The following is a 24,540-nucleotide window of genomic DNA, read 5'->3' on the forward strand; positions in this document are numbered from 1 at the left end:
ACTGAAAAATAACACTTCAAATTAAAGCATAAAGCCAGTATTTTTACTGGCTTATTCTTTTCGCCCTATCCTTAGCTTTTTTCTTTCATCGCCCTCAGAAATCGATGCTTTACATCTTTCATATGATGAAACACATCAGCTTTAATTTTCTTATTTAACTCTGCACTTTTTATTTTTTTTTGCATCCTAGCCATAACGCTGCCATTTTATTGTTGATTTCAAAGTCACTTTTTTGACGAAGACATATAATAACATAAGCAACAACGATTATAATTTCCATTTTTTGCTGCCACCGCTCAGGTTATTACTCATTAACAGATTTACAAATCAATAAGTTATAAATGACGGGTGTTTTATTACTCATTGGAATAATGAGAATACGTGTATTTTCTTAATATTTTGAATCAAAAGTGAAACGACACTCACCATTAACACCGCAAAAACAATTGACCACCTTAATTATCATTACAAATTAACCAATTACATACATAAGTCTCAAATTCCATCGTCAACCCCCCTTATATTAAAGCGCAACCAGATGTATTAATTACTAAGCCTCTTGCTACTGGAGAAACGCTATGACAGCGCTTACACTCACAATTAAACAATGGATATTGAATCGTAATAGTTTAATTATCATTGCTGATATACTTTTATTTTTAACGTTACTTAACACGCTGCCTTTTGATGAAAATGTTACATTAGGGCTTAGTATATTAAGCTTTATCGCTATACTATGGCTAACTGAAGCACTGCATGTCAGTGTCACTGCTATTCTTGTTCCTTTACTAGCCGTATTTTTCGATATTTTTCAAACTCAGCAAGCATTAGCAAACTTCTCCAACCCAATTATATTCCTCTTTTTAGGAGGCTTTGCTTTAGCTGCAGCATTGCATAAACAGCAACTTGATCAAGTTATCGCAGATAAAGTGTTAATAGCAGCAAAGGGTAAAATGTCTGTCGCGGTATTAATGCTCTTTGGTGTCACTGCAGGACTATCAATGTGGATAAGTAATACAGCGACTACCGCAATGATGCTGCCATTAGTACTCGGCGTATTAAATAAAGTAAATAGCAAAACAGGTCATAATACTTATGTATTTACCCTACTAGGTATTGCTTATTGTGCGAGTATTGGTGGTATTGCTACGATTGTCGGCAGCCCTCCCAATGCCATTGCGGCAGCAGAGGCTGGGTTAAACTTTACCGAATGGATGTACTTTGGGGTTCCTGTTAGTCTTTTATTGTTACCGATAACCGTTGGCCTGTTATATGTTCTTCTCAAACCAAATTTAAATCATACCTTTGAAATTGACCACATCCCTGTTCCTTGGACAAAAGGAAAGTTTCTTACGTTGGCTATTTTCCTTCTAACGGTTAGTTGCTGGATTTTCAGTAAGCCACTTAATACATTGTTAGGTGGGTTTGCTAAATTTGATACACTCGTTGCTTTAAGTGCCATCGTATTATTATGTGCATCTCGAGTGGTTAGTTGGAAAGATATTCAAAAATCAACTGATTGGGGAGTACTTATTCTATTCGGTGGCGGAATATGCTTAAGTAACATATTAAAAAGTACGGGAACAAGTGTTTTCTTAGCACATGAGTTAAGTGTGTTTTTAAACCAAGCCGGTTTATTCCTGACTATTTTAATTGTTGCTATATTTGTTGTTTTTCTCACTGAATTTGCAAGCAATACAGCCAGCGCTGCACTGTTAATTCCTGTATTTGCAACGGTTGCGGAAGCATTAGGTGTGTCACCAGTCGTCTTATCTGCACTTATTGCAATTGCCGCTTCTTGCGCCTTTATGCTGCCTGTTGCAACGCCACCTAATGCGATCGTTTTTAGTACAGGCTTTATAAAACAACGAGAAATGATGCGAGTAGGTATTTATCTCAATATCTTGTGCACTCTCTTCCTGACGATATTCACTTGGTTATTCTGGTAGTTTTCTAACAAATACATATAAAGAAGGTGTAGACTGACACCTTCTTTATATTTTATATTTCATAATAATGTTATTAATAGCCTTTCACTATTACCATTTTCTTTTTCTAATTTACACTTTCCTTTTTTTTCTATTTTTTTTAATTGTTCGTCTTCTAAGGCAAAAGGTAATAATAGCAAGACACTCTTAATACCTTCATTACGTGATAGTAATAACAATCGGATAATATTCTGTGTATCACTGGCACTACTCGATAAAACTTTCAACGCCTGTTGGTGTAATTTCTCGGTTGGGCTTATTCGCGAAGAAATACCTGTTTTTATATTTAATTCAAAAGACGGTATAAAATTTTTAAAAACATCAATAAACGTCCATTTCTGATTGCAAAGCAGCGAGAGGAAATGCGTATAATCAAATATGATTTGCTCTTTTTCTGATGTATTCAATCTTGTTTCCATAACTATCCTTAGGTAGAAACATAACATCTTCTATCATTCACTTAGTGTCGTTATGACTATACGACTACTTCAATAACAAACTAAATCATCCCAATAGTTTTTGTGAGCAATATCACATCAAAAAATCTAATTTAACATTAGAGAAAACACATAAAAAACAAAGATTTAACAACGTGAAACCTTTTGTTATCACCACTTAATTGCGATTATGCACATTCTGTAATCATTTATTCCGTGAAGAAAAAAACATACACTCCTATATTCTCAATAGTATTTTTATCTCATCGCTCAACAAGTTTAGAACAGCGTTCACTGATAGGAATTAAACAACTTATCTTAGTTATAAAAACGCCGTATCATTATATAACTGCTTTATATGATAATAATTTAAAAAAACGACTGGAAAGTTTGTCTATACAAGACTAAAATTGCCTCGTTTTGGGGAGTAGTCACAATTGTTCGTCTGTCGTCATCTCGAAGTTTACACTTCCGGCAGCCGTGAATGGATTTGCATTATTATTCATGCACCATTTTGACGAGACCAATGCCATTATCGCTTGCACATAAGTGCAATTATACTCAAACACTTAGAGGTTTGAGTTTTTTAATGCGCGTAAGGTTGATTGTGAAACACCCTTTTACCCTGCCTTCCGCGTTTTTAATCCTTATGCGATAACATATTGTTGCCAAATTATATTATCCATTATTGATGTATAATTTATATTTATAAAACACTTATATTTATTATTTAGTTTATAAAATGGCAATACGTTATCGCTTTAAGGTCGATTTTTAGGAGAGACTCTATGAGCCTTTTTAGCTATGAAGGGTTCGCTGTTTTAACAGTGTTAATGTTTGCGTTAGATTTATATCAAACACGCGGTGGTAAAGTTTCCATCAAGAAAGCGGCTATCTGGAGTGTATTCTGGGTTTTTCTTGCTTTCTTATTTGCAGTATTTATCTATTTCAATTGGCAGTTGATGGCACCAGAAAGTACCTACAGTAATTCAAAAGCAGCAACCGCTTTTGTCACCGGTTACTTATTAGAGAAATCATTAAGTGTTGATAATTTATTCGTTTTCGCCCTAATTTTTGGCCAATTTATGGTTCCTGAGCGTTTGCGTCCACGCGTATTAATGCTGGGGGTTGTTGGTGCGCTTATTTTACGTGGCGGTATGATTGCGGTCGGTGCTCAATTATTGGAAGATTTCCATTGGGTTATGTACATCTTTGCTGCATTCCTTCTTTATACTGGCTTCAAACTTTGGAAAGAAGATGAAGAAGAACAAGAAGATTTCTCAGATGCGCTGCCAGTTCGTATTGTAAAACGCTTCTTTAAAGTCGCTGATGATTACCACGACCATAAAATGTTCGTTAAAGGTGATCATGGTTGGTTAGCTACACCATTACTTGTTGTGGTTGCAGTAATAGCCCTTACCGATGTCATGTTTGCATTAGATTCCATCCCAGCAATCTTTGCAGTAACACGTGAACCATTCTTAGTCTTTACTGCTAACGTATTTGCATTATTAGGCTTACGTTCACTGTATTTTGTTCTAGAAGGTATGTTAACGCGTTTCTGTTATCTACGTGTAGCACTTGCATTTATTCTAAGCTTCATTGGCTTGAAGATGCTTCTTGTAGGTACAGCTTGGGCAATTCCAACAGCAGTATCGTTATGTGTCATTATTCTTACTATTTCCATCGCGATTGGCGCATCCCTATGGAAAACACGTAACGACGAACATACACCGGCTGATAATCAGCAGTAAACACATAGCAAGACGAAAATAATAAACAAAACCGCCACAGTCTTACTGTGGCGGTTTTTATTTATCTCAATATTAGTTATTAAATCAAAGTCGAGACAATTGTTTGAATATCAACTGGGTTAGCAACAATATAATCAGGTTTAATGAACGCTAATTTCTGATGATCGCTGTCTTTTTGGGTATCAACCCAGATACTCTTAATGCCAGCATTTTTAGCGCCTACTATATCTGCCGCTAATGAATCCCCCATATGGATAACCTCTTCAGGCTTGCAATTCACCAAGCCTAATGCTTTTTCAAATATACTTAATGCTGGTTTTTCCTCAGGCTCTTCCCCACCAACAATAATATGATCAACATATTGCTGCATTTCTGTTGTAGCCAACTTTGGATGTTGCGAAAAAACAGGACCATTGGTAATCACAACCAATTTATATGATTTGCGCAATGCCACCAACGTTTCTTTCATCTGAGGAAAAAAATCAAAACCAGCCATGCGTGATTGGTCAAAGCATGCTTGAATAGCGACTGCGGCTTCAAATGATAGCTCAATGCCCTGCTCTTTAAATAACATTAGAATAAGGTTTTGACGAAAGTAAAGTTCATCATTTAATAGCGGTACTAACTCAGGTAACTCGTCATTTAATTTTTTATAAATACCAGCAATATAGCGTTCTAAAAACAGGTCTACATTTAACTGTGGGTACAAATTACTAACATATAATTTCAGTTCTTTCACTGCATGTTTGTCAGCTAAAGACGTTGCACACAAGGTTTCATCCATATCGAGAAAAATAGCTTTTAACATGTTAACCTTCTTTATAATCAATTACAGGCGCATTTATAGTAACGAGGATAACTCGCTTAACTTAGTATTGATATGATTTCGTTACTCAATTTGACGTACCTCACTTATTTTAAGTATAAAAAAACCAGCAACTTAGTGCTGGTTTTATCTTTTTTACAACTTAGTTTTTAACGAAATCTTTCATTGTAATAAACTTATTTTTAATCTTAGTCGCGCTTGGTGAATCATAGCCATAGATATCTTCACGCATTTGTACTTTACCATCATGATCAACCCATGCTGTTAGATATACAAAATCGACATCAATACGCTTAGACAAGCTAACTGTTTTTTGCTTTTGCGCATCTAACATTTGCTTAAATTCTGGAATGTTACCGCGATTTTGGTATTCAATCACATAGTTAGCAAGATCATAAGCACGTTCAACACGTACACAGCCAGAGCTTAAATCACGCTTAGTTTTGCTGAACAATCCGCGTGAAGGTGTATCATGCAGAAAAATAGCGTAATCATTTGGCATAAGGAACTTTACACGACCAAGAGAGTTACGAGGGCCTGGACCTTGCTGGAATTCATGAGGGAACGTTTTAGGATTTACAGTTGCCCAGTTAATACTACTTGGTGAAATAACAGTACGATCACGCCAGCTATTTAGAATTTGCATATTATGCTGTTTTAAATAACCAACATTACGCTTAACTTTTGGAATCACATCATGCTGTTTAATGGTAATAGGCACGTTCCAGTATGGGTTTACAACCATGGTCGTAATAGCCGATGAGAATAGGTTTGTTGGACGACTGTCGCGGCCAACAATCACTTTTGATTCAAATACAACGTTACCTTTATCAAACACTTCTAACTTATAGTTAGGAATATTAACCCAAATATGAGGGCGACCTTCAGTATGCTTATTTAATGTCGCCACACGTAACGTATTCAATGCTAAACGGCGCGCAATGTCTTTATAAGGCATCACAAGTTGCTGAACTGTCGCAGCACCAATAATGCCGTCACTTGCTAGACCGTGGCGTTTTTGAAATGCTTTTAAGCTTTCAAAAACAGCACCTGTATTCGTAATATTGTGTTCAACAGATAAACGGTCGTAATCAGCCTGATCCATATCACCAAGGGTATACAAAACTTTAATCAACTCGTGCCCATTAGGCAGTGTTGCCCCTTTGCGATAAACCTGCTTAAAATTCGATGATGTTAATGTATGCGCGGGTAAATTCTGGTATTTAGTAATCGCATCCATTGTTGGTTTAAATGCAATATACCCAGGACGTAATTGTTCAAGCTTTGCAAGTGTCATTGGATGAGCATCAACGCTATCTACGTACTTGCTTATCGATTTACTCATTTGGATCGGCTTAGACAAGAACAATACATCACGGTGAGTCGCAATGTAGTTTTGGAATGCTCGGTACACATAGAAGGTATCAGTGGCTAATAAGTCATAAGCTTGTTCATTCTGTTGACTTTCAAGCTTATCCATTTCAGCAATACGTTGTGCTAAACCCGGTAGCATTTTTGTATCAGCAACCGCTTTTAACTGTAATTCAAATTCATCACGCAGTGCCTTATCATGCCAAATAGGATAAAACTTATTATCAATATAAGCTTGTTCTATTTGAGACTTAAAACAAACGTTATTTACTGAATTAGCACAAAGCGTTTTTGTACTAAACACTGTTTGGTTATTCAAAGAAGACCAATCAACAGTACCTGTACTTACAGGAGCTTCTCTATCATTAACAGGAGGAAGTGCTACTGAACCTTGATCCGGACCAGTAATGTTCACATAACTATGTGGCGCAATAGGTGCTGACTCAACAGCAAATGCGCTACCTGGAAGAATCAAAGATAAAGCAAGAAGCTTGCTGAAACGTTGAGTGACAACACGCTGAGGATTAAACATCTTCAAAGCGATCCTTATCTAATAAAAGAAGAAAGATATCCGTATTAAAATAACCAAACGTACATTAACAACCACGTAACGCTCATACATACGGTACACAAACGAAATAGCCTGTATAAAGGCCGATAACAGCATATTTAGACAAATTTTCAATCACGATACAATTCAAATAACGCAACTTTAAAAATTAATTATGCCCCATCAAGATTTTTTATGCTGAATATCGCATACCAAACATAAATAAAACATTGATTTTTAAAGATAAAAAAACACCATTTAAAATATCGCTCATAAAAACACCATTTATCTAAAATATTTATTAATGCGAGTTGATCGGCATTTTATAGTGCATTCGTTTCAATTTTGTTCAAAAATAAGTCTATTTATTATTTTCGCGGTAAAAAGCCCATTCTTCTACAACCTTACCATCCGCTAAATGACAATAACCAACTGTACCTTTTTCCTCTTGTTTCATTTCAAGTTTACCGCCTTGCTCTTCACAATAAACAGAAGCAGGATTTGCTTTACCAATAAGCTCTTTTGGCTGTTCTGGTTGTTTTTGTTCTTCTTTATTACAGCCAACTAATGCCGTTGTTAGACCAATAATGGCGAATAAAACTGTCCACTTTTTCATATTGTTCCCTTATGTAATTCACTTTTCCATTTTGGAAAATACACATTAATTCTTTTTCACTTCTGGAAATGAGCAATCTCATCTAAAGTGCCGCCAAACTATAACAATGAACGGTACTAGCAATGTCATTACAATCCAAAATGAAACAGATTATTACTTCTTCTACATTAAGCCCGAAACAAAAAACATTGTTTCTCTCTCTCGAAGCTGAAGCAATTGTAGACTATATGTCAGTCAGTGACGAAATTTTAGAAGCAAAAAATGAAGGTATTATCTGTGATATGTTCGAAGGTAATGCGCCTTTTAAGCCTCGCTACGTATTGCCCGACTATGCTAAATACTTACAGAATGGTTCCAGCTATTTAGAGCTAGAGCCCGCAAAAAATCTGGATGACGCACTCAATGCGCTCACCATTATTTATCATCACGTACCATCTGTAACTAACTATCCCGTGTATATCGGTCAACTTGATGATTTATTGTTACCATTTATTAATCGCGAATCTGAAACTGATATTTACAACAAGTTAAAGCGTTTTTGGATTATGCTCGATCGCACCCTACCCGATGCGTTTATGCATGCCAATATTGGTCCAACTGATAACATTATTTGCCGTACTATTTTAAAAATTGATGCAGAGCTTAAGCAAGTCGCACCGAATCTTACTTTTATGTACGACGCTGAAGTATCGCCAATATCTTTACTTGAACAAGCTTGCCAAAATATTTGTGAATGCAGTAAACCCCATATTGCCAACTATCCTATGTTTAAAGATACATTTGGTAAACAAGGCTTTGGTATTGTTAGTTGCTACAACTCACTGCCATTAGCAGGCGGGGCAAATACTCTTGTACGCTTAAATTTAAAAGCGCTAGCAGAAAAAGCAACAGGTGTAGATAACTTCATCAACCAAGTGCTACCGCATTATTGCCAAATGACTTTCGGACTCATTGAAGCCCGTTCAGCATTTCTTCATGAAGAATCAAACTTCTTTAATAGCTTTTTAGTACAAGAACAATTAATTGATGAAAACCGTTTTGCCCCAATGTTTGGTATTTATGGTATGGCTGAAGCGGTCAATTTATTATTGGAAAAGTCTGGCTCAACAGAAAAATATGGTCACAGTGATTCAGCCAATGCATTAGCATTATCTGTCACTCAACTATTAAGTGACATTGTCACCAATGCGCCAGTGAAATATGGTTATAACCAGCGAGCGTTATTGCACTCGCAAGGTGGTATTAGCTGCGATCAAAACATAACGCCAGGTATTCGTATCCCTTATGGCACAGAGCCTGATCCTGTATTGCACATTAAAGCGTTAGCTGCACATCATCAATACTATCTATCAGGGATCAGCGATATTTTAACTATTGATGAAACAATCAAACAGAACCCACTAGCTCTAGTTACTCTATGTAAAGGTGCATTAAGTATGGGATTTCGTGAATTTACCGCAAACGTTCACTCAAACGATCTTGTTCGAGTCACGGGCTATATGATTAAGTTGTCTGATGTTGCTAAATTCAAAGAGACAGGATCACGTACCAATACAACATGGTTAGGCTCAGAGGCCAGTGAACAAACCGACATTTTAAAACGTTTGCCTCGTGTATTAAGTCATGAGCAGACCCCTCATTATTCACATCTTTCTGTTGAGCATTAAGAGTTAACAAGTCAATGATTTCAGCCACTATTAGTAAGATACTTAATTTTTCGTGTGTTGATGGACCCGGCAACCGAATGGTGATTTTTTTTCAAGGATGTAACTACAACTGTAAAAATTGTCATAACCCACAAACCATCGGTGTTTGTAACCATTGTGCAGACTGCGTTAAACATTGCCCAACACTAGCATTACAAACAATTCATACGGAAAGTGAAAAGACTAAAGTGGCATGGAATAACACATTATGTACTGAATGTGATAAATGTATTGAGGTTTGCCCTCAACAAGCGAGCCCCAAAACCATGACGATGACTGTTTCTGAATTAATTGAAAAAATTCATGACAATAGATTATTTATTAATGGTATTACCGTTTCTGGTGGCGAGGCATCACTTAATTTACCTTTTATTATTTCACTATTTCGTTTAATAAAAACGACTGCATCACTGAAACATTTAACATGCATGATAGACAGTAATGGCAGTTTAAGCGTAACGGGTTGGAAACACCTTACCCCCTATCTTGATGGTGCAATGATTGACTTAAAAGCATGGCACGATGAAACGCATAAATGGTTAACTAACAGAAGTAATCACCGTGTCTTTGAAACGATGAACTTCCTCCATGCTCAAAATAAATTACACGAAATAAGGCTGCTACATATTCCTGATAAATCAGATTTTATCGAGCAGATAGAAAAAGTGGCGTATTACTTACGCCCATTTTCAAGCCGCGTGAAAATAAAGCTCAATGCTTTCAGGCATCATGGCGTAATAGGTGAAGCGCTCAACTGGCAAGAATGTAGCAAAGAAGAGATTAATAACTTAGCTGACGGGTTATCAAAACGTGGCGTACAAAACTTAGTTACACCTACGATGTATTAAATTAGGATTTCGGATATTCCGTCTGCTGAAGATATTCGTAATATTGACGAAGTGATTCAGCAGTCGGTATATGCTGCTCTTTGCGTGATAACATCACTTTTAACCGTGATTTATCAAAATCTTGTACAGCAAATGCTACCATAGGTTCAAGGCTTTCTTTATCAACAAGGTAACTATTTATTTGTTGTAAACAAAATAAAGATCGATTCATCCATACATTTTGCTTTGGTGATAAGTTCATATCTGCATAGCAGTTTGAGGTTACAAATAGACTGATTATTAATAGTATACGGCATGTGTTCATTAAGCTCTCCTCGTTAGTTCAAAAAGAGCATAACAACCTCAACGAATATAATGTCAGAAATATGTCATTACAATACAACTAACCTATTGTAAATCAATTACTTTATTTTCTTCTTCAACGCCACAAAGAACCAAAATCTGTTGATGTAACCAACGTAGAGCTGGATCATTCATACTTGGTTGATGCCAAACCAAACTATAAGCAACCTTGCCATAATTAAACGGTAACGTTTTTTCAATCAGCGCCTTAGACTGCAATGCGGTACTAGCCCAACGTTTAGAACAAGTAAATAGCAAATCACTGTTATGGCACATCGTGGCTGCACCACCAAAATCTGCGACATTCACTACAACTTTTCTTTTATGGTGCTGTTGCGTTAATTGCATTTCAAAAAAAGGCACACTTAAATCACTGTCTAAAATACCAATATGACCACAATTTAAATAATTTTCTATTGTCAGTTCTTTATCGACGAGAGGATGATCATGCGCCATTAAGCAAACCATCTCATCGGTAAACAATGTTTGCCATACTAAGTTATTTTGCATCAGTGGTGGCTGACTAAGATCGTGTGGCAAAATCACAAAATCCAACATGCCTTTGGTTAAACCATCAAAACCAATACTGTCTTTAGACCAAATATCAAAACGTACGTGAGGCGCTTGCTTTAAAACATGTTCGTATAATCCACCAGCTATTAATTCAAAAGTACTTTCACGCATCGCAAGTGAAAAACTCCCTTCATACTCTTCTGGCTGAAACGCTTCTTTAGTCATGATTTGATTCATATCACTGATCATTTGGTGAACAGTTGGACCTAAACGGCGGGCTAAAGGGGTCGAAATTAGTTTATTGCCATGACGGTAAAAGAGTTCGTCATTGAGGTTATCACGTAATTGGCTGAGTGTTTTACTAACGGATGAAGGGCTTACACATAATCGCTCTGCACATGCCGTTACACTTAACGTATCAAGCATCACATGCAGTGTAATTAAGTGTTTCATACTGATACGAGAAAGTTTAATTAAATCCATCTGCGACCTTTAATATATAAGCCAAAAAATCGATAATCTAGGCAGTATGGGATAAAAAAAATGCTAGTCAATGAAGGACTAGCATTTTTAATCATTTACTAATAGAACCCGCTATTTTTGTTTTAAATTTCAACAATAGCGTAAACCATGATTTATCGAATACCGCTTAAAAACTCTGCACGTGTCGCCGAATTTTTCTTAAAAATACCGCCAAGCGCCGTGGTCGTCGTTACACTGGTTGCATCCATTACACCACGCGCTTTGACACAATAATGCGTAGCGTCAATCGTTACTGCAACATCATCACTTTCTAACAATGTTTGAAGTGCGACTAAGACTTGTTGTGTTAAACGCTCTTGAACTTGTGGACGCTGAGCAAAGAAGCGAACAATACGGTTAATTTTGGATAAACCAATAATTTTACCACGCGGAATATAAGCCACAGTGGCTTTGCCATCAATCGTTACTAAATGGTGCTCACACGTACTGGTTAAGGTAATGTCTTTAACACGTACCATTTCATCACAGTTCATTTTATTTTCAATGACCGTGATTTTAGGGAAATTAGTATAATCTAAGCCAGAAAACACCTCATCAACGTACATTTTCGCAATGCGGTGTGGGGTTTCGACCAAGCTATCATCAGTAAGATCGAGCGCGAGTAAAGATAAGATCTCACGCATATGATATTCGATCTTTTCTTTTTTCTCTTCGCGGCTTACAACTTGTTCAACCATTGGGGTTTCAAGACCACGCGCCGCTAAAGCATCACGGACTTGTACTGCTGATTCACTTAATACTGTCATTCTTTTCCTCCAACTGGCACAGGCTGAAATGCAATAAAACGAGCCTGTTTTTGCTCGCCAGCGCTAAAAACATACGCAGAATACCTCCAAATGAAAATAATTACACCTCCCATTTATTAGGGATTAGTCCAATTGGCCTAATTTTGGCATAATCAATCCCTTACAGCCCTTAACAATAAAGGGTAAAATCATAATTAAGCGATTTACTACATGGTTTGAAGAGTGATTAATATTTATCATTTTACTGATGCTATTACTTCAAAGCCACTATGATTCAAATTCAACAATAACGAGATGGATACCATTATGGGATGCTGCGACGTACCAGGCCTTATGCCCGTTGAAACTGCAATTGAAAACATTCTTGAGCAAGTTTCCTCTACTACAACGACATCAACGGTAGCATTAGCCGATGCAATGGGATTAGTGCTAGCGCAAGATATTCTTTCGCCTATCAACGTACCACCATTTGCGAACTCGGCAATGGATGGTTACGCGCTACGTGCGGAAGACCTAGCGAATACAGATACATTAGTTTTAGCGGGTAAATCTTTTGCTGGTGTTCCATTTGAAGGTGAATGTCAGCAAGGTCAATGTATCCGTATTATGACAGGTGCTGAAATGCCAGCCGGCACTGATACCGTGATTATGCAAGAAGAAACGTCTGTTGATGGTGAGAACATCACTTTTAATATCAAGCCAAAAGCGAACGATAACGTGCGCCCAGTTGGTGATGACGTAAGCCTTGGTGAAACTGTACTAGTAAAAGGCACACGTTTAACAGCGCGTGAAATGCCGTTACTTGCATCACTTGGTATTGCAGAGCTTGAAACTTACCACCGCCCGAAAGTGGCTTTCTTTTCTACTGGTGACGAATTACGTCCAGTAGGTGAAACACTAGAAGCGGGTCAAATCTACGACAGCAACCGCTACGGTATTCGCGCCTTACTAGAAAAATTTGGTTGTGAAGTATTAGATTTAGGCATTATTCCCGATTGTCCTGAAAAACTGCGTGACGCATTTTTAAAAGGCTCAACAGAAGCTGACGTATTAATTACATCGGGTGGCGTGAGTGTTGGTGAAGCGGATTACACCAAAGATATTTTAGATCAAGAAGGTCAAATCGGCTTTTGGAAAATAGCGATGAAACCGGGTAAACCTTTCGCGTTTGGTAAAATCAATAATGCTTGGTTCTGTGGCCTACCAGGCAACCCAGTATCAGCAATGCTGACTTTATACCAACTAGTACAACCTATGCTGGCGAAACTAGCAGGTAACAGCCAATACCACCCGTCTGTTCGTGTAAAAGCGAAAGCAACAACAATGTTTAAAAAGCGTCCTGGTCGTACAGACTTCCAACGTGGTATTTACAGCATTAACGCTGAAGGTCAATTAGAAGTAGCGACAACAGGCAATCAAGGCTCAGGTGCCTTTAGTTCAATGCACCTTGCTAACTGCTTTGTGGTTCTAGAGCAAGAGCGTGGTCGTGTTCAAGCAGGTGAAGATGTGACTATAGAAATCTTTAACCACACCTTGTACTAAGCAAACGGTATTTCTAATGACAACAGATAACACAAATAACGTTGAACTGACAGATGATGAAATGCTGCGGTATAACCGCCAAATAATTTTACGTCAGTTTGATTTTGAAGGCCAAGAAGCATTAAAGGCTTCTTCTATTCTTATCCTTGGTGCGGGTGGTTTAGGCTGCGCTTCTACACAATACTTAGCCGCTGCTGGTGTGGGTAAATTAACCCTGATTGATGATGATAAGGTTGAAGTTTCTAACCTTCAGCGTCAAGTGTTACACCATGATGCTACGGTTGGCCTATTAAAGGTCGATTCTGCAAAAGAAGCGTTATGTCGTATTAACCCATATCTTACGGTAGATACCATAGCCAAACGCTTAACCGATGAAGAGTTACTACCACTCATTGAAAGCCACGACATTGTTTTAGATTGTAGCGATAACGTTGATACCCGTAACCAACTTAACCGCCTATGCTTTAAAACTAAAACGCCGCTTATCTCTGGCGCAGCAATTCGTATGGAAGGTCAAATCAGTGTTTACACTTACCAAGATAACGAGCCGTGTTATCAATGTTTAAGTGCCCTATTTGGTCAACAAACATTAAGCTGTGTTGAAGCTGGCATTATGTCGCCCGTTGTCGGCATCGTTGGTGCAGTTCAAGCAATGGAAGCAATCAAAGTGGTTGCCAACATGGGAACGCCATTAACTGGTAAACTGCTCATGCTAGATGCGCTCACAATGAGCTGGCGAGAAATGAAGTTAATGAAACAACCAACTTGCTCAGTTTGCGCTAGTTGATCATATCCGCTGTATATGTCATCCCATGAAATATACAGCGGTAATTCCTTTCACCCATCACGGCTTTACTAACAACTACCGCTAAGTCCCCTAGCCGATCGATTTCACACAACTCACGCTCGAATTTATATCTCAAGCATTTTTTTGCTAAAACACCCTAATACAAAATATAAATTACGGGATGAACATGTTTAGTAAAAAGATCTTAGCAGTAGCCTTGCTTGCGTTGTCATTTAATGTATCAGCAACCATTACCGACATTCCTACATCAAAAAAACTACTGATTGATAAGCTATTAGCACAAACGGGGCAATCCACCGTTGCTGTCGGTAAGCAATATTCTGATTTGTTCACCCAGCAAATGACCTTGATCTTAAAGCAATCTAAACCCGATATTAATCCCAAAGCGTTTGACATTGTAGAAGAAGAGATCAGTGCCATCATGGATGAAGAGTTTGTGATTAACGATAGCTTCAAAACCATGATGTACCCAATCTACAATAAGCATTTCACTGAAGATGAACTGCGTAAAATGATTGAAATTAACGATACAGAATTTGGCAAAAAGTTAATTCGAGTAATGCCGCTTATCAATCAAGAAGGCATGTTAGTTGGACAAGAATTTGGAAAGAAATTAAGTCCAAAGATTCAAAAACGTATAACCAAGCGTTTTAAAGAAGAAGGGATAAAGTAAACCGTTTATTCTTCTGGTATTAAAAAGCCGACTGTGACTATTTTTCTAGTACTCAGTCGGCTTTCTTATCCAATACTATTTTTTCACTCTACTACTAGAGCAATAAAATAATACTCACAATTGCAGCACTCATTAAGTTTGCTAATACACCTGCCGCAACGGCACGAATACCATATTTAGCAATAAACGGACGACGCTCAGGAATCAGGCTTCCCATACCACCAATCAAAATAGCCAGCGTTGTAATATTAGCAAAACCACATAATGCAAAAGTAACAACAGCAAGGCTATGTGGCGATAAGGTATCTTGCACCTTCATCATATCAATGAAAGCAACAAACTCGTTCATCACTACTTTCTGACCAATTAATGAACCAGCCGTTACCGCCTCGCTCATTGGGATACCCAGTAAAAGTGCAACAGGCGCAAACAGGTAACCAATCAACATTTGGAATGTTAAGCCATGAATACCAAAGAACTCTCCAATATCGCCTAACAAACCATTAAATAATGCGATAACACTGATAAAAGCAATCAATGTAGCGCCAATAGTCACAGCCATACGCAAACCAGACATTGCACCATCTGCTAACGCTTCAACTACATTGGTAGCTTTAGGGATTTCAACGCTAGTAATTTCATTAGCTGACGGTTTATTTTCGCTTGGTGGCATAATGATTTTTGACATTAATAAGCCAGCAGGTGCAGACATAAACGCAGCAGCAATCAAGTAATTTAAATCAACACCAACAGCGGCATAACCCACCATCGTAGAACCAGCAACAGAAGCCAAACCACATGTCATCACCGCAAACAGTTGTGAATCATCCATAGATTTTAAGTACGGTTTAATAACCAGTGGGACCTCAGACATGCCAACAAAAATGTTTGCACCAGCAGATAATGATTCAGCACGACCCGTACCTAAAATACGTTGCAGTGCGCCGCCAAAAATATTAACGACTTTCTGCATAATGCCTACGTGATACAGCATAGAGATCAGAGCAGAAAAGAAAATAATAATACCAAGTACATTAACGGCAAATACAAAACCGATACTACCAGTTGCTAAACCACCAAATAAAAACGACAAGCCATCTTTACCGTAATCGGTCACGTACGTTACACCATTGCTGACAGCTTGTAGTGCTGTTTTACCCGCTGGGATATATAAAACAATTAAAGCAAACAGTACTTGTAACGCAAACGCGATAGACACCATTTTTACAGGAATACGCTTTTTATCCGTTGAGATAAGAAACGCGAGTAAAAGTAGAACGAATATACCTAATAAAGCAATCATGAGATCTTTGTTGTTACTCAAAATAGGGTTGCATTGTATTTACATAAAAAATCCAAGCAATATCACTTTGTTATTATACTGTTACACCGAAGACGGTGAATCTATATTTATTGAGCCAGCAACAAAATCAACACTTTAAAAATCAACAAATTAGATTTAAATACCGAACTATAATTTCCAAATAGAAAAAATAATTTGCTTTAATGCAATAAAATCGAAAATATCAGCGTATTTAACAAGCATGTGTGTGCTGTTATTTTCAACAAGAAATACTCATTCATTGCACAACAATCTATCACTTACGCCTATTTAACTCATACCTAGTGTGCATCACCTCTTTTATTGCTGATAGGAAATAGTGAGATCTGCCTTCCACTACTCAGCCTCAATGCTGTTTTGCTCAAAAGAGGTGTAAAACATGATGATTATTGAGTTATCAGTTCGTATCTTTTTGCAAAGAAAGCATATAAATAGTGAGATTTAGGGGGTACATGCTTAATTTCGTACTCAAAATTTTGGATAAAATATTATTTAAGGTTTGTTCTATGTAGGCTGTTAGGTATTAGTAAAAGTATGAGGAGCGTTGCACGAAGTGGTGAGAAACTGTTGGCTAAATAGTGAACGCAGTGAACAAGCGCCAACTGTTTTTGTCTGTAACTATATATTTTTACATTTTATATCAATAAGTTGATTCACGACATCTGGTAACTGTTGAAAAGAATTATTAGCATATGCAATCACAAAGTATTCACCTCTCATTTGATTAAAGCCCAATATTTTTTTTGTTTTGGCTAGATTACTGAAATAATCATCAATCTCCAATTGCGAAATTTTCAACTCAATTGAAATCCCATATTCACCACCATATAGCTTTTCATGTTTTATGTTGCCAACATTATCCCAACTTACATCAAGGACTGTAGGCTCTTCACTTGGTGAAGGAGAAGATGGGAAATGTATTCCGTTATCATCAGCGGTGAAATATACCCAACCTTTCCAATTTGATGGCTTGAGTGCCACAAGTAAGAATACCAAACCTAAAATCAAGAAGGCATACTTCAAAAGCCATGGAGAGTTGTCAGCCCAGGTACCATAAGCTAATAAAAATACTCCAGACACTAGAGCATAAAGTGAGCATATTAACTTAGTTCCCCATGCTGGTGTTTCGTATTTAAAGACTCGATTCATATATAGATAACACCAATGTGAAAGAAACATATAACGTTTAATAACGGGCATTTACTTGCCAAAAAGGTTTGAAATACCTAAATAACAACACTTCAATGAAAAATGGCGGCGCGAGTAAACGTCCTATTCAGGATCTCGTTATAATTAACTAATCCTCGTACCGAAGAAATCTATACTTCTGTGTACCCGAGTCGTCATAAACGTTTTTTTGCAGTATTACTTTTGAGCCAACTCTTATAGGATAACCTTGGGGTAGCCTGACTTTTATTGTCTCTACCTCTATAGGTATAAATACAAGTAACCAATGTTTATTCCCTACTACTGTATGCATCGTGACACGATTCACTACCTTTCCACTAATCAATTCAACACTGTGTTGTTTGGTTCGATTTGTATATATCCCATATGCAATCGATAAGAATACAGTTAGTAATAAAGTTGCCAAAAGCAACCTTTTCGTTTGATGGATTGCGATACTTCTAGCTACTTTTTCCTTAAATTTCATCCTAGAACCTGAGCCAAATATAACAAGTGTCTTAATCAGTATTCTTACTTTTACGCAAAAATATATACATCAAATAGCTTTATCATAATCGATATAATCTTTATATATCATGAAGCCGACAGCACTTTTTTACATTCAATGATTTTTAAGAATGGAGAAAGTGAGAAATGTATTTAATCAATCTTATTAAATAGAAATTTAAATATTAAATTATTTAAGTTTCAGCTTGTTATAACAATTTATATAGACAGCAATAAGACTCATCTTATATACGGCATGCAATAATGCTCATTATAATCAGCTTCAAAACCACCATCCTTTCGCTACTGACTTCGATACTATTTATGCTAGTGTTACGAAAAATAGTAAAAAGAAGCACAATTTAATGAAACGTATTGTCTTATTTAGCCAGAAAAACTGCTCAAACTGTAAAGATGCACAACAGTACATGACGAGTAAAAACTACAGTTATCGTTTGGTTGATATCAGCTCACCAAAAGGAAGAAAGGAATTTAATAGTACTGGCGCTAGATCTGTGCCTGTTTTAAAAGTGGGTGATCAAGTGTTAATTGGCTGGAATATTACCAAGTTTGAAAAAGCATTAAAATCAAGAGACTAAGAAGCTATTTAACTGAATTTTCGGTAATTTACTGTTATTTCAAGCATAAAAAAACCGACAGCATGTGTCGGTTTTCTTTTACTCAACTTATCGAGCAAGTTATTAGTCGTTGTCGTTTAAGCGAATACCTTCACGCTCAATAACAATTAACCCTTTCTTGTATAAGCCACCAATGGTTTTCTTAAAGGTTGCTTTACTTGTACGGAAAACTTGGAAGATTTCATCAGGAGTTGATTTATCACTCACAGGGATAAAGCCACCTTTACGCTCTAACGAGGTTAAGATTTTATCCGCTAGATCGTCAACACGATCCTTACCCATTTTCTGTAGTGATAGGTTTAACTTACCATCTGGACGAATCTCTTTAATGTAAGCTTTTAATGCTTTACCAATAAATAGCTTACCAAATGATTCTGTTTTAAAGAAAAGTCCCCAGTGTTTACCTTCAACTACGGCTTTAAAACCAAGATCGGTTACTTCAGCAATAATTACCTGCACTTCTTGACCGATTTGGTAAGTTGCCGGTGTCTTATCTAAGTAACGGTTAAATTTAGTAGTCCCAACAATACGACCAGACGCTTTGTCTGTGTATACGTGAATAACCACTTCTTGACCTTCTTCTAAACGACGACGTTGCTCACTAAATGGAATAAGCAAATCTTTCGTTAAACCCCAATCAACAAACGCACCAATGTTGGTTACACCCACTACACGTAATTTTGCAAAATCGCCTACTTGCGCATAAGGTTCTGTTGTTGTTGCAATAACTTCGTCATTTGAGTCAAAGTAAATAAACACTTTTAACTTGTCGCCTAGCTCGGTACCTGCTGGAACTGAGTTCTTAGGTAACAGAATATTACCGAAGTCTTCACCACCATCAAGAAATACGCCAAAATCTACTAGTTTGACGACTTCTAGTGTGTTGTATTTTCCAATTCTAATCATGTATCAGGTACTCTCTGCATAGGCAACGACACGCGTTTGGTGTTGCTGCTTCAATATCTTTATCAATCAATTTATTAGCTGAACAATGAATTAGCTATATCTCGCTAACCAATCAGCTATAATGCACGTGTTGTGCTTAGATTGCAGCATTATACGTGATGTTGATTCGCAACGCCTGACCTATCTGCATTTATTTGATGATTTTTCATGCTATCAGCGCAAACTTATATAGTTAACAGTAATATTTAAAGTCGACTTATTCTAAAATTAATAGATTAAGCCATTGTTGTAGATCTTGGAGGGAATCAATAAGTGATCACTGTCGATAAAAAAGATGGGCATAAATTAAAAATATCCCATGTTATTCAAGAAACAACCAATCGGCAGCTCGATATGTACATCTTCATCCCTGGTGAGCTTGGTTTAAATGCCAATATCATTTCTGAAGAAGAGTTCTATCATAACGCCATCCACGGTAAACGAACTTATTTCAGTGATATTAATCACCTTCCTCTTGTTCATAGTCGTCTTGCCAGCCGTGGAAAATTATCTATTGAGCAGTACCGTCTAAGCTTAAGTCTTTACGCCTATCAGTACGCGCTTGCATTAGAAAAAACCACTAACGAATTATTAAACCAAAGCAATAATCTAACGTTTGAAGATGTCGAAGAATCAGCCAATATCTCTGTTCGTATTTTAAAGCGTTTACGTCGAAATATTCCAACCGACAAAAAGCTGCTTAAGTATTACGAGAATATTGATAACTATCTGTCTTGGTTTACTGAGCAGCGTTTTCTTCAGTTGATTTCTCATCTTCCGCGCGGCAACGATTACAACGCCATTAAAGCAACATTACTTGAAATCTGTGAATCTGAAACACAACATCGCATTAAGCATAATTACAACTCAGCTAAAGCGATGGAAGATCCAACCCGTATGTCGAATAAAATGCGCTTATTACGACGTTTGATCGAATACCCTGTCACCATGAGTGAAAAAACCATTGAGTTGGGTAAAAGCACAAGAAAAGTCGTAACAGGTGCCGCGGCTGGTATTGTGATGATTTTCGTTACTTTAATGCTGATAAAAGCTCGCGGTATGCTGGGTGATATTACCGCGTCATTTATTTTGGTGTTATCGCTGATTTATGCAGCACGTGAAGTGTTTAAAGATGACTTAAAAACGATGCTGTGGCGCTGGTTACGTAAAGGTAAAGCACGTTGGCGCAAGCAGTTCTTTGATGCTAATACCAGTCATTTAATTGGTCGTCAGTTAGAATGGCTCGAATACATTAGTTACGATAGTTTACCACCCGATATTCGTAAAACACGTAAGCACAAGGTGTCACACCGTGAAGAAACTATTCTTCACTATAAAAGTACTACTCGTATGTCACCGACAAAGTTTTTAAGTGGTTATGAGCAAACACGAGAATCGATTATTTTAGATTTACGTACTGTCGCGACATTAATGGAAAAGGGCTCGCAGCGCTTATACCAACTCAATGATGGTCAGGTAACAAAAGAGTCTGTAGAAAAGCGTCACTTGATAAACTTAATGACCAAAGAAACAGACGAAGATAAAACGGTTCGTATTCAACGTTGGAAAATTATTATGAGTCGTTCCAAAATTGTAGATATTGAGCCTATTTTTCCTCCAGAGAAAAAGCCAGCAGCAGAAGCTAAAATTGTTGAAGAAACAGCAAAAGTAAAAACTGCCTAACACTAAAAAAGCTCACCGCTGACGATAGCAATGGTGAGCTTTTTTATTATCACTATAAATATTATGCTGCGCGTACAGAAACCGGTAATTCTGCACCTTTTTTAGTTAAACCAAATTGCCACACATTTAAATCACGACAACGAAATGCCCCAGCACAAGACAATAAGTAATAGCGCCACATGCGGTAGAAACGCTCACCATATTTATCAGCAAGTGTCGGCCAAGCGGTTTCGAAATTTTTATTCCATGCAACAAGTGTTGTATCATAATCAGGGCCAATATTCTGCACATCTTCAATATTGAAGTAATCTTCTGCAGATGCACCTATTTGCGCCATTGATGGTATCACCCCATTGGGGAAAATGTATTTATCAATCCAAGGATCGGTTGAAGATTTAGATTTTGGACTACCAATGGTGTGAAGTAAGAAAATACCGTCTTCTGCCAGAAAACTGTACGTAGATTTAAAGTAGTCTTCGTAGTTTTCAGGACCAACGTGCTCCATCATGCCAATAGAGACAACACGATCATAAGGCTGCTGTGGTTTATATAAACGGTAATCTTGAAGAATAAAGTTAACTGGTAAGCCTTTCTCGTCTGCTCGTGCCTGACCAAGTGCTGCTTGTTCTTTTGATAAGGTTAAACCGTCACAAATAACACCATACTTTTCAGCAGCAAAGATCATAAAGCTGCCCCATCCACAACCGATATCAAGCAAACGCATTCCCGGTTGTAAACCCATTTTACGGCAGACTAAATCTAGCTTTGCTTCTTGTGCTGCTTGCAGGCTGTCACTGTCTTTCCAATAAGCACACGTATAAGTCATACGTGAATCTAGCATCGCTTCAAACAAATCATTACCTAAGTCATAATGAAAAGGCACATCTTGCGTTACGCGCTCAACGCTTTGCGGATTGAAGAAATGCTTAAGTTTAGAAGCACCAGCTTTTAACCCTAATTGCATTTTTGTTGTAGTCGTTAATCTATCTTCGATACCTGCATGTAATACACGTGAAATCATTTCATCAATGGCGTCACAATCCCACATGCCATCCATATAGCTTTCACCAAAGCCCAAAGAGCCATCTTTTAATACGCGATCGAAAACACGTTCATCGTGAATTTTAATATCCCAAGAACGATCACCATTAATCTTCACATCAGCAAAATCTAAAATGTCTTGGAAAAGTTGATTATTTGTCATTCTGTATACCACTATTTTTATTTGTGTGACAAATTGCCTTTTTACGTTTTTATTCACAAGATGAAAAATCAAAAACTAAATTTTCATTAGCCATATCAATAAACAACATATTAATTATTAATTAAAATACTAATCAGATATTCTGATTGAGAATTGGGTGTTATTTCTTTTCAATTAACGCTCATCAACGTATATTTGGCACAAAATTTTTCCATGATTTTTCCATAGTCATGTCAAGCCCCCTTCGGATAAAGGAGCATGCAATGCGTCTACCAATGACGTCTTTACTTATCATTGATCCTCAATATGACTTTTATGATGTTCCCATTAATGAACAATTCACATTAGGTTCAGCACCTCAAGAAGTCACTATTTCGCCAACACTTCCCGTTGATGGTGCATGGGAAGACGCTAACAGACTCGCTGCATTTATTACAAAGCAACAAAAGAATATTAATCAGATTATTGTGACACTTGATAGCCACCATGAATACGATATTGCTCATGCGACCTATTGGAAAAATAAAGCCGGCGAACACCCAACACCATTTACTCTCATTAGCCACCAAGAAATTGTAGATGGTATATGGCAGCCAACAGACCCAATGCTTTTAAATCATGTTCTTAATTACACTCAGTCATTAGAAAAAGAGGGAAAATATAGCCTTCTTATCTGGCCGACCCATTGTGTGATTGGCTCTGTTGGACACAATATTGTTAAGCCAATTCAAGCTGCTATTGATGCTTGGGAACAGCAAACTAATACACAACATATCAGTATCGTTAAAGGCGAGAATCCGCATACTGAGCATTACGGTGGCTGCGAAGCTGAATACCCATTAGAAGATGATAAAAACACCCAGTTTAATCCTCAGCTTGTTGAATTAGTCAAACAAAATGATCAGGTTTACATTTCAGGCCAAGCACTTTCCCACTGTGTTGCCAGTACTGTTGAACAAATAGTGGAAAAGCTCACAAGTGAAGAGATTAAAAAGCTAACAATTTTAATCGATACCACCAGCCCAGTTTCTGGTTTTGAGCACCAAGCTGAAAGTTTTATAAAAAAAATGTCACAAATAGGCGTAAATTTTTTAACTTCATCGAACTTATAGGACTATCATTGGTCTGGTAAATATATGAGTTATAATTATTTAAGATACGAAATGAAAAAATTACTATGTTTATCTCTTATGATTGGTTGTGTTTCTCCTGCATTTGCAGCTAAACATAATAACGATGAAATTTATGTCTGCACCCTTTCTCCTTTTACCGACACTTTTGCAGATGCCGCAAGAACTGAAGATGCAGCCCGCTATAAAGTTGCACAACGCTGCTTAAAGTCACAAAGTGATATGTTCTGCCGAGCACAAGAAGCCAACTGCTTTACAACTTCGCTATCAGCAAATAATAACAATAATTCCCATAAATCAGTGACGCTATTTAGTAAAAAGAATCAGAAAGGCCAATCTATTGATATCAGTCGTGATAAGCCTAACTTTTTTGACACTGATTTTAACGACAAAATGGTCTCATTTAAGATCCCTTCTGGCTGGAAAGTCCGTTTTTACGAAGACATTAACTACCAAGGAAAGTCCTATACCTACAAAGGTGGTAAAGATAATGCAGATGGTTTTGAGCACGCTATCAGCTCAATGAAAATTTTGAAAAAGTAATACTAAAAATATAAAGCCCCATAATATTGATTATTATGGGACTTTATTTTTCCTGATTACCACCGAGACTCAGCCAAGGTTAATAATTTCTCTGGCATCGGTGGTGATTTTGCACCAC

22 protein-coding genes are annotated in these 24,540 nt (G+C 37.2%); 11 read left to right on the forward strand and 11 right to left on the reverse strand.

What is annotated here, in order from left to right:
* Nucleotides 1–578 precede the first annotated feature (578 nt).
* Nucleotides 579–1,949 carry a DASS family sodium-coupled anion symporter gene (locus tag I3259_RS06660; RefSeq protein WP_238028900.1) on the forward strand — a complete coding sequence of 457 codons (1,371 nt, stop codon included), beginning with the start codon at nt 579–581 and terminating at the stop codon, nt 1,947–1,949.
* A gap of 59 nt (nt 1,950–2,008) precedes the next feature.
* Here the strand turns inward: I3259_RS06660 and I3259_RS06665 are convergent, their stop codons facing one another.
* On the reverse strand, nt 2,009–2,407 hold the full coding sequence (locus tag I3259_RS06665; RefSeq protein WP_238028901.1) for a hypothetical protein: 399 nt from the start codon (nt 2,405–2,407) through the stop codon (nt 2,009–2,011).
* A gap of 806 nt (nt 2,408–3,213) precedes the next feature.
* Here I3259_RS06665 and I3259_RS06670 point away from each other — a divergent pair.
* Nucleotides 3,214–4,179 carry a TerC family protein gene (locus tag I3259_RS06670; RefSeq protein ID WP_238028902.1) on the forward strand — a complete coding sequence of 322 codons (966 nt, stop codon included), beginning with the start codon at nt 3,214–3,216 and terminating at the stop codon, nt 4,177–4,179.
* A gap of 79 nt (nt 4,180–4,258) precedes the next feature.
* Here I3259_RS06670 and I3259_RS06675 read toward each other — a convergent pair whose 3' ends face one another.
* The 3 genes from I3259_RS06675 to I3259_RS06685 form a co-directional block, all read right to left on the reverse strand.
* Nucleotides 4,259–4,987: an HAD family hydrolase gene (locus I3259_RS06675; protein WP_238028903.1), complete on the reverse strand. Its 729-nt coding sequence runs from the start codon at nt 4,985–4,987 to the stop codon at nt 4,259–4,261.
* A 160-nt stretch (nt 4,988–5,147) separates the two neighbouring features.
* The gene (locus I3259_RS06680) at nt 5,148–6,908 is read right to left on the reverse strand and encodes a L,D-transpeptidase family protein (RefSeq protein ID WP_238028904.1); all 1,761 of its coding nucleotides are present in this window, start codon (nt 6,906–6,908) and stop codon (nt 5,148–5,150) included.
* Between the two features lie 379 nt (nt 6,909–7,287).
* Nucleotides 7,288–7,542 carry a DUF333 domain-containing protein gene (locus tag I3259_RS06685; protein WP_238028905.1) on the reverse strand — a complete coding sequence of 85 codons (255 nt, stop codon included), beginning with the start codon at nt 7,540–7,542 and terminating at the stop codon, nt 7,288–7,290.
* Between the two features lie 122 nt (nt 7,543–7,664).
* Between I3259_RS06685 and I3259_RS06690 the strand changes: the two genes are divergently transcribed.
* Together I3259_RS06690 and I3259_RS06695 are read left to right on the forward strand one after the other, a co-directional pair.
* Nucleotides 7,665–9,209: a YjjI family glycine radical enzyme gene (locus tag I3259_RS06690; protein WP_238028906.1), complete on the forward strand. Its 1,545-nt coding sequence runs from the start codon at nt 7,665–7,667 to the stop codon at nt 9,207–9,209.
* Between the two features lie 14 nt (nt 9,210–9,223).
* The gene (locus I3259_RS06695; protein WP_255721107.1) at nt 9,224–10,096 is read left to right on the forward strand and encodes a YjjW family glycine radical enzyme activase; all 873 of its coding nucleotides are present in this window, start codon (nt 9,224–9,226) and stop codon (nt 10,094–10,096) included.
* 1 nt (nt 10,097) lies between these two features.
* On the opposite strand, the gene I3259_RS06700 is transcribed toward I3259_RS06695, so the two are convergent.
* The 3 genes from I3259_RS06700 to folE all read right to left on the reverse strand — a co-directional run bounded on the left by I3259_RS06700 (nt 10,098) and on the right by folE (nt 12,240).
* Nucleotides 10,098–10,400, reverse strand: coding sequence for a hypothetical protein (locus I3259_RS06700; RefSeq protein WP_238028908.1), 303 nt, complete (start codon nt 10,398–10,400; stop codon nt 10,098–10,100).
* Nucleotides 10,401–10,483: 83 nt separating this feature from the next.
* A complete protein-coding gene (locus I3259_RS06705) occupies nt 10,484–11,434 on the reverse strand; it encodes a LysR family transcriptional regulator (protein WP_238028909.1) in 951 nt (316 codons plus the stop codon).
* 152 nt (nt 11,435–11,586) lie between these two features.
* A complete protein-coding gene (gene folE / locus I3259_RS06710; protein ID WP_238028910.1) occupies nt 11,587–12,240 on the reverse strand; it encodes a GTP cyclohydrolase I FolE in 654 nt (217 codons plus the stop codon).
* A 306-nt stretch (nt 12,241–12,546) separates the two neighbouring features.
* Here folE and moeA point away from each other — a divergent pair, with 306 nt between their 5' ends.
* The 3 genes from moeA to I3259_RS06725 all read left to right on the forward strand — a co-directional run bounded on the left by moeA (nt 12,547) and on the right by I3259_RS06725 (nt 15,263).
* The gene (moeA, locus tag I3259_RS06715; RefSeq protein ID WP_238028923.1) at nt 12,547–13,782 is read left to right on the forward strand and encodes a molybdopterin molybdotransferase MoeA; all 1,236 of its coding nucleotides are present in this window, start codon (nt 12,547–12,549) and stop codon (nt 13,780–13,782) included.
* A gap of 16 nt (nt 13,783–13,798) precedes the next feature.
* Nucleotides 13,799–14,569, forward strand: coding sequence for a molybdopterin-synthase adenylyltransferase MoeB (gene moeB / locus I3259_RS06720; RefSeq protein ID WP_238028911.1), 771 nt, complete (start codon nt 13,799–13,801; stop codon nt 14,567–14,569).
* A gap of 187 nt (nt 14,570–14,756) precedes the next feature.
* Nucleotides 14,757–15,263: a DUF2059 domain-containing protein gene (locus I3259_RS06725; protein WP_238028912.1), complete on the forward strand. Its 507-nt coding sequence runs from the start codon at nt 14,757–14,759 to the stop codon at nt 15,261–15,263.
* Between the two features lie 94 nt (nt 15,264–15,357).
* On the opposite strand, the gene I3259_RS06730 is transcribed toward I3259_RS06725, so the two are convergent.
* Entirely contained in the window at nt 15,358–16,566 is a 1,209-nt protein-coding gene (locus I3259_RS06730; protein WP_238028913.1) for a NupC/NupG family nucleoside CNT transporter, read from the reverse strand.
* Nucleotides 16,567–17,223: 657 nt separating this feature from the next.
* Nucleotides 17,224–17,754 carry a phage holin family protein gene (locus I3259_RS06735; protein ID WP_238028914.1) on the reverse strand — a complete coding sequence of 177 codons (531 nt, stop codon included), beginning with the start codon at nt 17,752–17,754 and terminating at the stop codon, nt 17,224–17,226.
* Nucleotides 17,755–18,644: 890 nt separating this feature from the next.
* On the opposite strand from I3259_RS06735, the gene I3259_RS06740 reads away from it, so the two are divergent.
* Nucleotides 18,645–18,878: a glutaredoxin family protein gene (locus tag I3259_RS06740; RefSeq protein WP_238028915.1), complete on the forward strand. Its 234-nt coding sequence runs from the start codon at nt 18,645–18,647 to the stop codon at nt 18,876–18,878.
* 102 nt (nt 18,879–18,980) lie between these two features.
* On the opposite strand, the gene I3259_RS06745 is transcribed toward I3259_RS06740, so the two are convergent.
* Nucleotides 18,981–19,823 (reverse strand): S1-like domain-containing RNA-binding protein, encoded by an 843-nt coding sequence (locus I3259_RS06745; protein WP_005367598.1) that lies wholly within the window; start codon nt 19,821–19,823, stop codon nt 18,981–18,983.
* Between the two features lie 312 nt (nt 19,824–20,135).
* Between I3259_RS06745 and I3259_RS06750 the strand changes: the two genes are divergently transcribed.
* The gene (locus I3259_RS06750; RefSeq protein ID WP_238028916.1) at nt 20,136–21,545 is read left to right on the forward strand and encodes a hypothetical protein; all 1,410 of its coding nucleotides are present in this window, start codon (nt 20,136–20,138) and stop codon (nt 21,543–21,545) included.
* A 61-nt stretch (nt 21,546–21,606) separates the two neighbouring features.
* Here I3259_RS06750 and cfa read toward each other — a convergent pair whose 3' ends face one another.
* The gene (cfa, locus tag I3259_RS06755) at nt 21,607–22,749 is read right to left on the reverse strand and encodes a cyclopropane fatty acyl phospholipid synthase (RefSeq protein ID WP_238028917.1); all 1,143 of its coding nucleotides are present in this window, start codon (nt 22,747–22,749) and stop codon (nt 21,607–21,609) included.
* 263 nt (nt 22,750–23,012) lie between these two features.
* Here cfa and I3259_RS06760 point away from each other — a divergent pair, with 263 nt between their 5' ends.
* Together I3259_RS06760 and I3259_RS06765 are read left to right on the forward strand one after the other, a co-directional pair.
* Nucleotides 23,013–23,861, forward strand: coding sequence for a hypothetical protein (locus tag I3259_RS06760; protein ID WP_238028918.1), 849 nt, complete (start codon nt 23,013–23,015; stop codon nt 23,859–23,861).
* A 51-nt stretch (nt 23,862–23,912) separates the two neighbouring features.
* Nucleotides 23,913–24,422, forward strand: a complete 510-nt coding sequence (locus tag I3259_RS06765) for a beta/gamma crystallin-related protein (protein ID WP_238028919.1) — start codon at nt 23,913–23,915, stop codon at nt 24,420–24,422.
* Nucleotides 24,423–24,540: the final 118 nt, after the last annotated feature.

This window comes from Photobacterium sp. Ph5 (assembly GCF_022129445.1).
Lineage (GTDB): Bacteria > Pseudomonadota > Gammaproteobacteria > Enterobacterales > Vibrionaceae > Photobacterium.